This is a genomic window from Blastococcus sp. MG754426 (assembly GCF_021699055.1).
In the GTDB taxonomy this organism is placed as follows: domain Bacteria; phylum Actinomycetota; class Actinomycetes; order Mycobacteriales; family Geodermatophilaceae; genus Blastococcus.
This window is the reverse complement of the sequence record NZ_SSXC01000052.1, coordinates 1-15549: the sequence shown is the minus strand read 5'-3', so window position 1 is coordinate 15549 and position 15549 is coordinate 1. Positions and strand designations below refer to the sequence as shown.

At 74.7% G+C, this 15549-nt stretch carries 10 protein-coding genes; 8 read left to right on the top strand and 2 right to left on the bottom strand.

What is annotated here, in order from left to right; translation table 11 throughout:
- Window positions 1–27: 27 nt before the first annotated feature.
- Window positions 28–5955 carry a DUF4011 domain-containing protein gene (locus tag E9549_RS15795; protein WP_236827500.1) on the bottom strand — a complete coding sequence of 1976 codons (5928 nt, stop codon included), beginning with the start codon at window positions 5953–5955 and terminating at the stop codon, window positions 28–30.
- 217 nt (window positions 5956–6172) lie between these two features.
- Between E9549_RS15795 and E9549_RS15790 the strand changes: the two genes are divergently transcribed.
- A complete protein-coding gene (locus E9549_RS15790) occupies window positions 6173–6964 on the top strand; it encodes an enoyl-CoA hydratase/isomerase family protein (protein WP_236827498.1) in 792 nt (263 codons plus the stop codon).
- A 48-nt stretch (window positions 6965–7012) separates the two neighbouring features.
- Here E9549_RS15790 and E9549_RS15785 read toward each other — a convergent pair whose 3' ends face one another.
- Window positions 7013–7861, bottom strand: a complete 849-nt coding sequence (locus E9549_RS15785; RefSeq protein ID WP_236827496.1) for an oxaloacetate decarboxylase — start codon at window positions 7859–7861, stop codon at window positions 7013–7015.
- 148 nt (window positions 7862–8009) lie between these two features.
- Between E9549_RS15785 and E9549_RS15780 the strand changes: the two genes are divergently transcribed.
- The 7 genes from E9549_RS15780 to E9549_RS15750 all read left to right on the top strand — a co-directional run bounded on the left by E9549_RS15780 (window position 8010) and on the right by E9549_RS15750 (window position 15426).
- The gene (locus E9549_RS15780) at window positions 8010–8714 is read left to right on the top strand and encodes a GntR family transcriptional regulator (protein ID WP_236827522.1); all 705 of its coding nucleotides are present in this window, start codon (window positions 8010–8012) and stop codon (window positions 8712–8714) included.
- A complete protein-coding gene (locus E9549_RS15775) occupies window positions 8711–10789 on the top strand; it encodes a hydantoinase/oxoprolinase family protein (protein ID WP_236827495.1) in 2079 nt (692 codons plus the stop codon). Before E9549_RS15780 ends, E9549_RS15775 begins: the two co-directional genes overlap by 4 nt.
- Window positions 10790–10792: 3 nt before the next feature.
- Complete coding sequence (locus tag E9549_RS15770; protein WP_236827493.1) at window positions 10793–12667, top strand: hydantoinase B/oxoprolinase family protein; 1875 nt, start codon at window positions 10793–10795, stop codon at window positions 12665–12667.
- Complete coding sequence (locus E9549_RS15765; RefSeq protein WP_236827492.1) at window positions 12664–13296, top strand: isochorismatase family protein; 633 nt, start codon at window positions 12664–12666, stop codon at window positions 13294–13296. The genes E9549_RS15770 and E9549_RS15765 overlap by 4 nt, the downstream gene beginning before the upstream one ends.
- Window positions 13297–13431: 135 nt before the next feature.
- A complete protein-coding gene (locus E9549_RS15760) occupies window positions 13432–13650 on the top strand; it encodes a hypothetical protein (RefSeq protein WP_236827490.1) in 219 nt (72 codons plus the stop codon).
- Between the two features lie 249 nt (window positions 13651–13899).
- On the top strand, window positions 13900–14874 hold the full coding sequence (locus E9549_RS15755; protein WP_236827487.1) for a ferritin-like domain-containing protein: 975 nt from the start codon (window positions 13900–13902) through the stop codon (window positions 14872–14874).
- A gap of 138 nt (window positions 14875–15012) precedes the next feature.
- Window positions 15013–15426 carry a hypothetical protein gene (locus tag E9549_RS15750; protein ID WP_236827486.1) on the top strand — a complete coding sequence of 138 codons (414 nt, stop codon included), beginning with the start codon at window positions 15013–15015 and terminating at the stop codon, window positions 15424–15426.
- Window positions 15427–15549 lie beyond the last annotated feature (123 nt).

Below are 15549 nucleotides of genomic sequence, written 5' to 3'. Positions count from 1 at the left end.
CTGTGAACCGGCCCCGACGCGAACCGGTCAGCCCGTGAGCAGGCCGTCCGCGGACTCGCGGAGCCGGCCGACGTCCAGCGCCGCGGCCAGCGCCTTCTCCAGCACCGGCGTCGCCGACGCGGCCCGCCGCTTGTAGCCGAACACCGTGGCGGTCGCGGTCAGCAGCTCCTCACGCCGCATCCCGGCCGCGGCGCGGCACAGCGCCGCCATGGCGTTGGCGATCTCCTCCGGGGCCACGTGCTCGATCGGCCGGTCGGTGCTCGACACCTGGCGGCGGAACCCGGTCCAGGTGGTCCGGTCGACCCCCTCGGGCCACAGGTGGTCGCCGTCGACCGCCGAGGGCGGCAGCAGCGAGAGCAGCACCTGCTTGCGCGCCTCGGTCGCCCGGTTGAGGCCGAACGCGCCGACGGTGAGCTTGGCCAGCCGGTCGACGTGGATGGGTCCCTCGGCCTTGATGCCGGCGACCAGCACCCGCCGCACCGCCCGGGCGGCCTTGGACACGGGCAGCTCGTCGAGCACGGACTTCTCGCCCGCCGTCTTCGGGATCCACGGGACGAACGGCGTCTCGCCCTCCAGCACGGGGGTGGCCGCGGGCTTCGCGGCGGCCGCCGGCTTCGGCGCGGGGCGGGCGGTCACCGCGGTCACCGCGGGCACCGCCATCGACGTCACCGACGAGCGCAGCGCCGCCACGCCCTTGAACGACTCCACCGCGGCCGTCGGCAGCGGCACCGGCGCCACGGCCACCCGGCTCGGCGCCGGCGCGGCGTCCACCGCCGCCACCAGCCGGTCGAGGACCGACGCCGGGTCGGCCAGCCACGCCGGGAGCCACACCCGCTGCACGACCGGCCAGCGCAGCATGTCGCCGAGCACCTCCGGCGGCAGGCCGTCGCGGTCGCCGACGGTGCCGCGGCGCGCCCAGGCCGGCCCGTCCAGCAGCACGGCCATCAGCGGGGTCGCCGGGTCGGCGGACCGGCTCACCGACAGGTCGACGCGGAACTCCGACAGCCCGACGTCGGTCCGCACCACCAGCCCGCGCTCGCGCAGCCCGGCGGCGATCTGCTCGCGGTGCCGGTCGACGACGGCGGCCGACCGCGGCGAGCGCGGCAGCACGTCGGTGCCCTGCTCGGCCAGGTCGAGGTAGGCCCGCAGGTGCTTGATGCCCACCGAGGAGGTCTCCTCGGCCCGCAGCTGGGCGGGGTCGAACGAGGAGAAGACGACGACCTGGCGGCGGGCCCGGGTGATCGCCACGTTCAGCCGCCGCTCGCCGCCCTGCCGGTTGAGCGGGCCGAAGTTCAGCGGCAGCGTGCCGTCGGCGGTGGGGGAGAAACCGGTGGAGAAGAAGACGACGTCGCGCTCGTCGCCCTGCACGTTCTCCAGGTTCTTGACGAAGAGCCCCTCGCCGTCGGTGCGGTCCAGCGCGGCGGCCAGCCGGTCGTCGTCGGCGTCGCGCAGCAGCGCCTCGATGTAGGAGCGCTGCTGGGCGTTGAAGGTCACCACGCCGATCGAGGGCACGGCGTCGATGCCGTCCCACTGCGGCACCGCGTCGAACCGGCGGCGGATCTCGGCGACGATCGCCTTGGCCTCGATCGGGTTGGTGCGCAGCAGCCGGCCGGCCCCGGAGCGGTGGAACGTGCCGGGGACCCGCACCAGCGAGACGCCGCGGCCGTCGGCCTCGGCCGAGGCGCGCCCGTGGGTGGGCGCCGGGAAGGAGGAGAGCCGGTTGTCGTAGTACTGCGCGTTGGAGAAGGCGATGAGCGACTCGTCCTGGCTCCGGTAGTGCCAGGAGAGCCAGTGCCGCGGCACCCGCGCCTGGACGCACTCGCCGAGGATCGACTCCTCGTCCTCGACCGCGGTCTCCACGACCTCCACCGAGTCGTCGCCCGCGGGCGCCGTCGGCTCGAGGAACGACGTCGGCGGCATCTGCTTGGAGTCGCCGACGACGACCGCGGCCTTCGCCCGGCCCAGGGCGCCGATGGCGTCGGCCACCCGGATCTGCGAGGCCTCGTCGAACACCACCAGGTCGAACTGGCCGGCCTTCGCGGGGAAGAAGCGGGCCACCGAGTCCGGCGACACCAGCACGCACGGCATGACGGCGGTGACCAGCTCGCCGTACCGGGCGAGCAGCTGCCGCACGCCCAGCCCGCGGCGCTGCTTGGCCAGCTCCCGCTGCAGCGCGCCCACCTGGCCGGTGCCCATGGCGGCGTCGAAGGGCCGGGCGGCGAGCACCGACGCCGGGAGCGCCTCGGTCAGGTGCGCGCGCACCGCCCGCGAGGCCTCGGTGAAGCGGACGATCGCCGTCTCGTGGGCCTCGACGTCGAAGAGGTCCAGGCCGGTGGCGTCCAGCCGCTCGGCCACCGACGCCGTCGCCAGGCCGCGGTCCAGCGCCCGCACCGCGTCGTCGGCGGCGACCTCGCCGGTGATGAGCATGGTGCGGGCGTCGAAGAGCCCGGCGTAGCGCAGCGGCTCCAGGGTGTCGAGGAAGGAGACCCAGCGGCGCAGCGACATGAGCACCGAGTTCTCGACGCCGCGCTCGGGGCGGGTCATCGACCAGCGGAGCACCAGGCCGTCGTCGCCGGCCCAGGCGGCGAGCTGGTCCGACGAGCTGCGGCAGACGGCGAGCAGCGCGACGACGGCGTCGCGCAGCCGGGCGACGGCGGCGGCGGGCGCCGGTGCGGCGGGCGTGCCCGCGACGATGAGCTTGCGCAGCGCCACGTGGAAGGCCGACGAGCCGTCGACGGCGGCCCCGGCGCGGCGCAGCCACTCCACCTCGCGCTCGAGCAGCCCCGGGTCGGTGAAGGGGTTCCACGCCCCGGGGACGGCCAGCCCGGGCACCGAGGCGGCCCGCCCGGCGATCGCCTGCACCGCCGTCTGCACCCGCCACAGGTTCTCCACCAGCACCGGGACGTCCTTGGGGCGCACCTTGGCCCCCGGGCGCAGGCAGCCGGCCAGCTCCTCCCGGACCGCGACCAGCCGCTTGCGCCGGCCCCACCAGCCCGACGCCGCCGCCGTCTGCGCGCGCACGTAGACCTCCGCCAGCGGCAGCCCGAGCACCTCCGGCCCGGCGACGTCGAGACCCGGGTGCCGGAAGGCGGTGAACGCGGCCACCTCCCCGAGCACCGCACCGGTGGCGGTGGTCCAGCGGCCGCTGAAGGTCTCGTCGAGCACGTCCAGACCCACCGGCGGCCCCGACAGCAGGTGGACCAGCGCGTCCAGGTCCTCGGGGGTGCGGGCGTGCCGCAGCACCCCGCCGAGCTCCGGAAAGCCCGCAGCCCCGCGGACCGCCGCGTCGACCTCCGCCGCCGCCTCCCGGGCCGCCGGCAGGTCGATCTCGGGGGAGTCGACGAACGCCCACGGGTGCCGCGGCGAGGGCCGGGTGAGGTCGGCGATGTCGGGCAGCAGGGCCAGCGCCCGGCGGACCGCGGTGAGCACCTCGGCCGGGGCGTTGGCCACGAAGGGCTTCGGCACCGGGAGGGCCGGGACGTCGGTGCCGGCGGTGAGCTCCGCGGTCCGCGCGGTGTACAGCGACAGCCCGGCGGCGTTCTCGGCGTGCAGCCGGTCGGCGTACCGGGCCAGCTGCCGGCGGGCCGAGCGCAACCGCTCCCCGTCCGCGGCCAGCCCCTGCTCGTCCGCGGCGACGGCGTGCTCGAGCGCCAGCCGGATCTGCGCGCGCACCATCGACGCGCGGGAGCCCTTGTCGTGCAGGTCGAGGGCGAACATGCCCATGCCCACGGCGTCCAGCCGGCGGGCGACGACGTCGAGCGCGGCGCGCTTCTCGGCGACGAAGAGCACCCGCTTGCCGTCGGCGACCGCACGGGTGAGCAGGTTGGTGATGGTCTGCGACTTGCCGGTGCCGGGCGGGCCCTCCAGCACGAAGGTGCGCCCGGCCGAGGCCTCGGCGATCGCGCGCAGCTGGGAGGCGTCGGCGGGGACGGGCAGCCGGGCGGCGAGGTCGTCGAGGTCGACGTGGGCGCCGGAACCCACGGCCGGGTCGAGGAAGGGCTCGGTCGGCTCGTGCACGAGGTGGCGCACCAGCGGGTTGCCGGTGAAGTCGTCCCAGTGCTCGTCGAGGTCCTTCCACAGCCGGTACTTGGCGAACTGCAGGATCGCCAGGTCGGCCGTCGCCTCGACCCGGAAGGGCAGGCCGTGGCCGACCAGCCCGACCCGCACCGCCTCCAGCGCGCGCTCCAGGTCGGGGGTGCTCTCCGCGGTGTCGGTGAGCGCGGGCACCACGAGGCCGTGCACCTGGCGCAGCTTCTCCAGCAGGCAGTAGTTCGGGGTGCTCGCGCCGGACTCGTCCAGCGACAACCGGTAGGAGCCGGTGCGCCCCACCGGCGCCAGCACGACCGGCACCAGCAGCAGCGGCGAGCGCAGCGGCCGGCCGTCCAGCTCCCACACCAGCGAGCCCAGCGCCAGGTACAGGTTGTTGGCGCCCGTCTCCTCCTGCACGGTCTTGGCGCGGTAGGCCAGGTTGCGCAGCCGCGGCAGGTACCCACCGGTGGTGACGTCGGCGTGCACCTCCCGGCGCTCGACGAGCTTCTCGGTCAGCTGCTCGGCGGGCAGCTCCGCGGCGCCGGTGAGCCCGCGCTCGGCCTGGACGGCGGCCAGCTGGTCAGCGGGCAGCAGGGTGATCGGGGTGCCGTCGTGGAGGAAGTTGTCCAGGATCGGCAGCGCGCTCGCGGGCAGGGTCAGCGGCAGCCCGGCGCGCTCGGAGTAGTTGATCAGCCGGTTGCGCAGGCTGAGGTCGAGCAGCGCGTTCTTCCACTGCTGCACCCGCGGCGGGGCCTCGGGGCGCTGCGGCGCCGCGCTCGCGGCCGGTGCGGGGAGCGCGGGGGCGCTGTGCTCGGCCGGGCGGTACTCGACGACCTGCAGCAGCCCCTCCGGCGTCCGGGCGCGGGCGGGCAGCGGCAGGATGCCGTCGCGCCGGGCGCGGTGCACGTCGGTGACGCCGAGGACGCGGTCGAGCTCGCCGGAGAGCCAGCCCTCGTGCGCCGGGGTGTGCAGGTCGGCGGCCGGCTCGCCGCCGCGGGTGAGCAGCGTGGTCTCGACGAGGCCGATCAGCCCCAGGCCGACCAGGTTGGCCAGCGGCGCGGCGTCGGTGGTGGCGGCGGACTCGGAGCTGCGCTCCTCCCGCCAGTAGCCGAGGAAGGCGTGCGCCCCGCCGGCCCGGCCCCCCGCCGCGCCTTCGGCCAACCACAGCAGCGGCCGGATGCCGGCCTGCTCCAGCGCGGCGGCGAGGAGGACGACGGCGTCCAGCGGCGTGGCCACGCGCCAGGTGAGGACGTCGCCGGGGGAGCGCACCTGCTGGCCGAGGTCGGCCCAGCTCAGCGGCGGCTCGGAGTGCCGGACCCCGCGGCGGCGCACCACCTCGGCCAGCGCCGCGACGACCTCGTCCACCCGCTCGGCGGTGGCCGCGTAGCCGACCAGGGCGCCGCTGCCGGTGCGCTCCTCGAGCAGCCCGGCTGCCTCGGCGACCAGCCCGGTGACCGCCGGGTGGTTGGGCATGACGTGCGCGGCGAGCATCTCCAGCGCCAGGGGCAGCGGGCTGGCCAGCCACTGGTTGGCGGCGAGCACCTGCACCGGGGCGGTGGCCTCACCGACCAGCACGTCGTCGTGCCACACCTCGACGTCGACCACACCGGGGCGCTGCTCCTCGACGTGCAGCATCGCCGCCGGGTCCATGACCAGCCCGATGCCGGTGAGCACGGTGGTGCGGCCGGCGTCGACGTCGGCCAGCAGCTCGACCGGCTGGGCGATCGGGCCCTCGGCGTCGCGCACGGTGAGCCGGACGCTCGCCCCGCGCAGCGTGCTCCCGGAGGTGAGCGCCAGGCGCGACACGACCGGGATGCGGTTGTGCGCGAGCGCGTAGCTGAGCACCGGGGTGGAGGTCAGCTCGATGGAGACCACCGTCGGCGGCGCGACGACATCACCGAGCTGGATGTCGGCAGGGCTCTCCATGTCACCTGTCTACCGGGTCGGACGGACTGGTCCGCCCATGGTCCCCGACGGGTGGGGCGGGTGTGACGGGAGAGCCCGGACGTTGCCGGGGATCACAGTTGCGGCGCCCGGGCGGCGGTTCCGGTCCGGGCCGGTCCTGCCGATCGCGCGCGCGGCGACTCGGAGCTGCCAGCGCCCGGGTTGCCGGGTGGCGGCACGGCGGGGGAGGTTCGGCGTCATGGATGCGACGCGACGGCACGACTCCGGCCTGCTCGTCGAGGAGCGCGGGCACGTCCGCGTGCTCACCCTCGACCGCCCCGAGCGGCGCAACGCCCTCTCCACCGAGGTGCAGGCCGACCTCGTGGAGGAGCTGCTGCGGGTGGTCGAGGACGGGGTGCGCGCGGTCGTCCTCACCGGCACGGGGCCGGCGTTCTGCGCCGGGCTGGACCTCAAGGAGATCCGCGCCGCCGACGAGCGGGGCGAGCGGTTCCGGCCGCCGATGAACCGGCCGGGGCGGTCGCTGTTCGAGGTGGTCACCGAGACGCCGGTGCCGGTGCTCGCCGCGCTCAACGGCCCGGCGGTCGCCGGTGGGTTCGAGCTCGCGCTCGCCTGCGACCTGCGGATCGCCTCACCCGCGGTTCGGTTCGCCCTGCCGGAGGCCGCGATCGGCATGGGGGCCAACTTCGGGTCGGTGGTGCTGCCCAAGCGGATCCCGGTCGGCATCGCGCTGGAGATGCTGTTCACCGGCGACCCGATCGACGCCACGGAGGCGCAGCGCTGGGGCCTGGTGAACCGGCTGGTCGAGGCCGACCGCGTGCTGCCCACCGCGCTGGAGCTGGCCGACCGGATCGCCGCCAACGCGCCGATCTCGGTGCGCCGGATGAAGGAGACCGCGGTCAAGGCCCTCGAGCTGCCGCTCTGGCAGGGGCTGCGGCTCGACGTCGGGCCCAACCCCTACCTCAGCGAGGATCGCCGGGAGGGCATCGCCGCACGGCTGGAGAAGCGGGCGCCGCGCTGGTCCGGCCGCTGACCGGCGCCGGGTGGACGCGGGTGGTCAGCCCCCTCCCGGCGCGGCGGGTCAGCGGAACCGCTGCTCGAGCTGCTGGATCTCGGGCAGCCCCACCAGGTCGGTGAACTCGCCGAAGGAGGGGACCGCGTCCAGCGCCGCGGTGGGCACGCCGTCGCGCTTCAGCACGTCCAGCAGCGACCGGATGCCCGCCGTCGCCGCGAGCAGCGTGCCGATCGGGTAGAGGACCAGCGAGAAGCCGAGCTCGGTGATGCGCTCGTAGCTGAGCCCCGGGGTCATGCCGCCCTCGGCCCAGTTGAACAGCAGCGGGGCGGTGTCGCGCAGCTCGCCGGCGACGCGCGCGATGTCGTCCTCCGACGTCGGCGCCTCGACGAAGAGGATGTCCGCGCCGGCCTCGGCGAAGGCGCGGGCCCGGGTGACGGCGTCGTCCACACCCGAGACGGCGACCGCGTCGGTGCGCGCGATGACCAGGAAGTCGGGGTCGCGACGAGCGGCGACCGCGGCGCGGATCTTGCCGACCATCTCGTCGGTGGGGATGACCTGCTTGCCGGACATGTGCCCGCACCTCTTGGGCGAGACCTGGTCCTCCAGCTGCAGCGCGGCCACCCCGGCCTGCTCGTACAGCTGCACGGTCCGGACGACGTTGATCGCGTTGCCGTACCCCGTGTCGGCGTCGGCGATCACCGGGACGTCGACGGCCGAGACGATCCGGCGCGCGTTGTCGACCATCTCCGAGCCGGTCAGCAGCCCGACGTCGGGCCGGCCGATGAGCGAGGCGGTGGTCCCGAACCCGGTCATGTACACCGCGCCGAACCCGGCCTGCTCGACCAGCCGGGCCGACAGCGCGTCGTAGGCGCCCGGCGCGATCAGCGGCTCCGGCGCGGCCAGAAGCTCGCGCAACCGTGCCCTCGGTGCCCGCCCGTCGCTCAGTAGCTCCGCCACCGTCGCCCCCTCGTTGTATGCAGTCACAGGGAATTTACGGGCAGCCCATTGCTTCCGGGAACCCACCAGCCCTACGTTTGCACACAATTTCCAGGGGGTGTGACCGCTGACACGATCCACGACATCGGCCGAGCGCGCGCTGCACGAGCTGCGCGAGTTCATCCTCGCCGGTGCCCTCCTGCCCGGGTCCCGCCTCGGCGAGGTGGAGCTGGCCGAGCGGCTCGGGGTCAGCCGGACGCCGGTCCGCGAGGCGCTCACCCGGCTGGCCGCCGAGGGGCTGGTCGAGGTCGTCCCGAACCGCGGCGCGCGGGTCGCCACCTGGACCGTCGCCGAGCTAGAGGGCGTGTTCGACCTCCGGCTGTCCCTCGAGCCCCAGCTGACCGGGTTCGCCGTCCCGAACGCCACCGACCGGGACGTCGCGGAGCTCGACGACCTGGCGCACCGGATGCTCGCCGTCGGCACCCCCGGCCCGGACCAGGACCTCGATGCCCTGGTCCCGCTCAACCGCGCGTTCCACGACCGGCTGGTCGCCCTCGCCGGGCACCCCACCCTGGCGGCGGCGCTCGCCGCCGCGATCCACCCGCCGATCGTGCGGCGGAACTTCCACGCCTACGACGCCGAGTCGCTGCGCCGCAGCCTCGCCCACCACCTGGAGATCGTCGCCGCGCTGCGGGCGGGCGACCCCGGGTGGGCCCGCGCGGTGATGACCGCGCACATCTGCAACGCCCGGGCCGTCATGGTCCGGGCCGCGACCGCCCAGGCAGCCCGCGCGGCCGCCAGCCCGCACCCCCACGAAGAGGAGGCCTCATGAGCTACCGGCTCGGAGTCGACGTCGGCGGCACGTTCACCGACGTCCTGCTGGTCGAGGAGGGGACCGGCAGCACCTGGCGCTGCAAGACCGCCTCCACCCCGGCCGACCAGGCGGTCGGCGTCCTCCGCGGCGTCGAGCAGGTGTGCGCCGAGGCGGGCATCGCGCTCTCCGAGGTCGCCCAGGTGCTGCACGGCACGACGGTGGCCACCAACGCGATCCTCGAGGGCAAGGGTGCCCGCGTCGGCCTGGTCACCACCAAGGGCTTCCGCCAGGTGCTGCAGATCGCCCGCTCCTACGTCCCCGGCGGGCTGGCCGGCTGGATCATCTGGCCCAAGCCCGAGCCGCTGGCGGCGCTGGAGCACACCGTCGAGGTCGACGAGCGGATCGCCAGCGACGGCTCCGTGGTCCGCGAGCTCGACGAGGACGACGTCCGCGCGCAGCTGGCGACCCTGCAGGACGCCGGCATCCAGGCCCTGGCCGTCAGCCTGATCAACTCCTTCGCCGACCCGGCGCACGAGCAGCGGGTCGCCGCGATCGCCGCGGAGCTGCTGCCGGGCATCCCGGTCTCCCTCTCCTCCGACGTGCTGCCCGAGCTGCGCGAGTACGAGCGCACCCTCACCACCGTCGCCAACGGCTACGTCCAGCCGCAGGTGAAGAAGTACGTGCAGAACCTCGCCGGGCAGCTGCGCGAGGGCGGCGTCGCCGGTGAGCTGGCCATCCTGCGCAGCGACGGCGGGCTCTGCTCGGCGGACAAGGCGATCGACTCCCCGGTCACCCTGCTGCTGTCCGGTCCGGCCGGCGGCGTCACCGGCGCGGTCTGGGTGGCCGAGCAGGCCGGGTACCGGGACCTGATCACCTTCGACATGGGCGGCACCTCCACCGACGTCGGGCTGGTGCAGGGGCTGGACCCGCGGATCGGCCGGGAGACGAAGGTCGGCGACCTCGCCGTCCGCGCCTCCAGCGTCGACGTCCGCACCGTCGGCGCCGGCGGCGGCTCCATCGCGCACGTCCCGGAGCTGACCCGCGCGCTGCGCGTCGGCCCGCAGTCCGCCGGAGCCGACCCGGGCCCGGCCGCCTACGGCAAGGGCGGGGTCGACCCGACCGTCACCGACGCCAACGTCGTCCTGGGCTACCTGCCGACGACGCTGGCCGGCGGGGAGATCACCCTCGACGTCGAGGCCGCGCGTGCCGCGGTGGGCAAGGTCGCCGAGGCGATGGGGCTGGACTCCCCGGAGGCCGCGGCCGCCGGGATCGTCGACATCGTCAACGAGAACATGCTCGGCGGCGTCCGGCTGGTCTCGGTGCAGCAGGGCTTCGACCCGCGCGACTTCGCCCTCGTCGCCTTCGGCGGCGCCGGGCCGCTGCACGCCAACGCGCTGGGCAGGCTCACCGGCGCCTGGCCGGTCATCGTCCCGCCGGGCCCCGGCCTGCTGTGCGCCCTCGGCGACGCCACCACGAGCCGGCGCGACGAGTCCGCCCGCACGGTGCTCCGCCGGTTCGGCGAGCTCGGCGGCACCGACCTGGTGGAGGTCCTGCGCGGCCTGGCCGAGGACGCCGGCCGCCGGCTGACCGAGCAGGGCCTGGCGCCGGAGACCCAGACCACCGGCTACCAGGTCGACGTCCGCTACCACGGGCAGGGCTTCGAGATCCCGGTCGACGTCGACGCCACCTGGCTGGCCGACCCCGGCTCGCTGCTCGAGCACGTGGCCCGCACGTTCGACGCCGAGCACGAGCGGCTGTTCAGCTTCCTGCTCGACGTCGACCACGAGATCGTCAACGCCCGTGCCACGGTCACCGGCCCGAAGCCGGACGTGGCACCGGTGTCCCTCCCCGAGGGCGACGGCGACCCGGCCGGCGCCCTGGTCCAGGACCACTCGATCTACGTCGGCGGCGAGCACGTCCCGGCCGGCGTCTACGACCGGGCGAAGCTGCGCGCCGGTGACGTGGTGACCGGTCCCGCGATCGTCACCGAGATGGACTCCACCACCCTCGTCCTGCCCGGCCACGTGGCCACCGTGCACCCGGCGGGCAGCCTGCTGATCACCCCCGCGCCCATCAACGACAGGGAGGGCTGAGACATGGCGACGATCGTCGAGACCGCGACCGGCACCGTCGAGAGGACCGAGGTCGACCCGGTCACCCTCGACCTCATCGAGAACGGGCTGCGCAACGCCCGCTACGAGATGGACGAGGTGCTCTTCCGGACGGCGCTCAGCCCCGGCATCCGCGAGCAGCACGACGAGTTCCCGCTCATCGGCGACCCCGAGGGCAAGATGGTCGTCGGCCAGTTCGGCCTCTCGATCCCGGACTTCCTCGAGGGCTTCCAGGACACGATCGAGGAGGGCGACGTCCTGCTGACCAGCGACCCGTACTCCTGCGGCGCCGCGATCAGCCACGCCAACGACTGGCTGGTCGTCGTCCCGATCTTCCACGAGGGGCGCGTGGTCGGGTGGGCCTCGATGTTCGGGCACATGTCCGACGTCGGGGGCAAGACGCCGTCGTCCATGCCGACGGACGCGACGACGATCTTCGAGGAGGGCGTGGTCATCCCGCCCTTCAAGCTCTACCGCAAGGGCGTGCTCAACGAGGACGCGCTGCGCATCGTGCTCAACCAGGTGCGCAAACCGGACTGGAACCGCGCCGACCTCAACGGGCTGGTCGCCGCCTGCCGCACCGCCGCGCGGCGCGTGGTGGAGATGTGCGAGCGGTTCGGCACCGCCACCTACCTCTCGGCCCTGGACGCGCTCCTGCAGCGCAACTACGACGCGATGAAGGTGCTGCTGTCGGCGGTGTTCGAGGAGGGCCGCACGCTCTCCTTCACCGACTACATCTGCGACGACGGCGTCGGCTACGGCCCCTACGAGCTGAAGATGTCGCTCACCCGCACCGGCGAGAAGGTGCACATCGACTTCACCGGCTCCTCGCCCCAGGCGGTCGGCCCGATCAACTACTTCATCAACGAGAACCTGACGCGGATGTTCTTCGGGATCTACATGATCACCGTGGCCGATCCGCAGATCCTCTGGAACGACGGCTTCTACCCGCTGGTCGACGTCACGATCCCCGAGGGCTCCTACTGGCGGCCGAGGTTCCCGGCGGCCCTCAACGGCCGCAACCACGGCATCGGGCGGGTCTTCGACCTGTTCGGCGGGTTGCTCGGGCAGACCAACCCGGCGCTGCTCAACGCCGCGGGCTTCTCCTCCTCGCCGCACTTCATGTACTCCGGCAACTACTCGTCGGGCGAGCGGAAGGGGGAGTGGTTCCAGCTGTACTCGATCGGCTTCGGCGGCATCCCCGGCCGGCCGCTGGGCGACGGTCCGGACGGGCACTCGCTGTGGCCGAGCTTCACGAACATCCCGTGCGAGTACCTGGAGTCCTACTACCCGCTGCGGATCGAGCAGTGGGTGACCGTGCCCGACACCGGGGGCGCCGGCCTGCACCGCGGCGGCAACGGCGTCGACGTCACCTACGTCTTCGAGGAGCCGGGCACGATCGCCATCCACGACGACCGCTGGCTCACCTACCCGTGGGGTGTCAACGGCGGCGCCCCCGGTGCCCGCGGCACGAAGTGGCTGGAGCGGGCCGACGGCAGCCGGCAGGTGCTGCCCAGCAAGTGCCACGACGTGCCCGTGCGGCCCGGCGACGTGCTGCACTTCGTGACCTGGGGCGGTGGCGGGTGGGGCGACCCGCTGGAGCGGGACCCCGAGCTGGTCGCCCTGGAGGTGCGCCGCGGGCTGGTGACGGCGAGGGGCGCCGAGCGGTACGGGGTCTGCCTCACCGAGGACGGCGCGGTGGACCGGGAGGCGACGGAGAGCCTGCGCGACCAGCTGCGCGCCGACCGGCCGGCCGAGCTGCCGGTGTTCGACATGGGGCCGCCGATCGAGGAGCTGCTGGCCCGCTGCGAGGAGGAGACCGGGCTGCCCGCGCCGACCCGCCCGGTGTGGGCCGGGTGAGCGAGCCGGAGCCCGCGCCGGGGCCGCACGGGTCCGCCTTCTCCGGCCGGGTCGGGTGGGGGCGGCGGCCGGCGGTCCTGGTGGTCGACCTGGTCCGCGCCTACACCGAGCCCGGCGGCCCGTTCGCGCTGCCGGAGCCGGCGACGGCGGTCGCTGCGGTCACCGCGCTGGTGGACGCCGCCCGCGGCGCCGGGCACCCGGTGCTGTGGACCGGCGTCCGCTACGGCGCCGACCTGGCCGACGGGGGCCTCTTCGTGCGGAAGGTGCCGGCCCTGGCCGCGTTCGCCGAGGGCGCCGACGGGGACTGGGGCGGCTTCACCCTGGCGCCCGCGCCGGGGGAGCCGGTGCTGCTCAAGCAGTACGCCTCGGCCTTCTTCGGCACGCCGCTGGCGAGCACGCTGCGCACGCTCGGCGTGGACACCCTCGTCATCGGCGGGGTGTCGACGTCGGGCTGCGTCCGGGCGACCGCGATGGACGCGCTCAACTCCGGGTTCCGGCCGCAGGTGGTCCGGCAGGCCTGCGCCGACCGGACCGAGGCGCTGCACGAGACCAACCTGGCCGACCTCGACGCCAAGTACGCCGACGTCACCGGGCTGGACGAGGCGGTCGCGCGGCTGACCGGCCGGTGAGCGCAGATTGCGGAACCGCGACGTTCATGACTTTCGCGTAACGGCTCGTCCCACCCGTCAGACCGGGGCGACGGCGGTCGGTGCCGGCTGCCAGGGTCCCCCTGTCCGTGCCGGTAACGACCCCGAGGAGACGACATGAACTGCGCGCACTGCGGAGCCGTGCACCAGCGAGGCCGCTTCTGCGTCGGCTGCGGCAGGACGATGCCGCCGTCGTCGCTGCCGCCCCGCCCGGTCCGCCTCGCCCCGCGCCCGCCGTACGAGGTCACCGACGACATGACCCAGCCGGTGCTGCGCTTCGACGTGCAGCAGCGCCGGTCGCCGGCCGCCGAGCGGCTGCAGGCCCGCGTCGGCTGACGCCGGTCCGCCCCCGAGGGCGCCGTTCCCCTGCGGGAGCGGCGCCTTCCCGCGTTCGGGGGCGGGGGGCGTTCACCCGTCCGGGTGACCAGGCTCACTGCTAGCCATCCGCTTGCAGTTGTTAGCACCGGGGGGATCCGGGGCACACACAGCACCGTCAGCAGAAGGACCCCGCTGCCCCCCGGCCCTCGCGAGCTCGCGCCGGGGCCCTGCACCGGGGCCGTCGAGACCCCTGGAGCCGTCCCCACCATGACCGACAACAACGCCAAGATGATCAACCAGCTGCGCGCCCTCGTCCTGCTCACGCAGACCGAGGAGCAGATCGCACGCACCCGCATCAGCCAGGCCCGCACCGACGCCGTGCGCCGCGAGCTCACCCAGAACGCCGACAACGCCGCGGCCCGCTCGCTGGAGATCACCGAGCAGCTGCGCGCCCTCGGCGGTGTGCCGGACGTCGTGACGCCGGTCGTCGGCCGCCTCTCCGCAGCCCTCAAGGCCACCTTCGAGCAGACCACCTCCATCGAGGAGGCCCTGCTGCAGGACCTGCAGCTCGAGCACCAGCTGCTCGACCGCGCCACCTACCTCAAGGTGCTCGCCGACACCGCGGGTGAGACGGCGACCCGGCGCCTGGCCGAGAAGCTGGTCGAGGCCCACAGCGCGACCGTCGAGTGGCTCACCGTCGTCCTCGCCGAGGAGGCCCTGGGCGGCCCCGCGGCGCTGCAGCCCACGCCGGTGCAGAAGGTGGCCGGTGGCGTCGCCCGTGCGGTCAACGCCCCGGTGCGCTTCTGGGCCAACACGGTGAACAACGCCGTCGACACGGTGCGCCACGCCGGCGAGGAGACCTCCGACCGGTTCTCCGCCGTGGGTGACCGCGCCTCCGCGATCACCGGTGCGGTGCGCGAGACCCTCACGGTCGGGCGGGCCGCCTCGCTGCGCCGCGCCGAGCGGATCGCGCAGCGCGAGGGCGACGACGAGGCCGCCGAGGCCGCCCGCGCCGCCCGCGAGGAGCTGGGCGACGTCACCGCCGACGAGCTGCCGATCAAGGGCTACGACTCGATGTCGGTGCAGGACGCCGTGAAGGCGATCAAGCAGCTGCGGACGCCGCACGACGTCAACGTGATCATCCGCTACGAGGAGACCCACAAGAACCGGTCCAACGTGGCCAGCGCCGCGCAGACCCGGCTGGCCGCCCTGGCCAAGGAGGCCGTCGGCGTCAGCGAGTGAGCGCCGTCCCCGCCCCGCTCGGGGCCGGGGACGTGCACGGAGGGCCCGCATCCCCACGGGGGGTGCGGGCCCTCGGCGTGTGCCGGATCGCGGGCCTCGCGGGTTTGGCGCGCCGCCGGCGAGGGGGACCCTGGGTGCATGAGCATCACACCCGAGGCCCTCGAGGCGGAGTTCTCGCTGACGACGGCCGCGACCCGGCTGGACTTCCTCAGCCGCCGCGACGACGGCGACACCGCGCTGAACACCGTGCGCGACGACGCCGGCGACGACTGGTCGGCGTCGCTGCGCGACACCGGGACCCAGCTGGACGTCTACGAGGCGCTGGAGCTGCTGGCCCTGGGGGAGGTGGTCTCGCGGCGCGCCCACGACAGCCAGCTGATCGGGATCCGCGCCGCGCTGCGCGGCGGGGCCGAGTGGGAGCAGATCGCCGCCGCGCTCGGGGTCACCCCGGAGCAGGCGTGGGACTCCTTCGCCGAGTCGATCGACCGGCAGCTCGACGCCGAGGCCGCGGAGCGGGCCCGGGAGCTCGCCGGCGCCCGCCCCGGCCGCTGAGCCGGACCGGCGCCCGGCGTCCCGGCCTCAGCCTGAATCCACCGATTCGGAGTCGGTAGTGCAGGGGACGGTTTCTTGATCTTGGTTTCGGTGGGTGGGCGTGCGTGGGCCGGGACCTGGGTT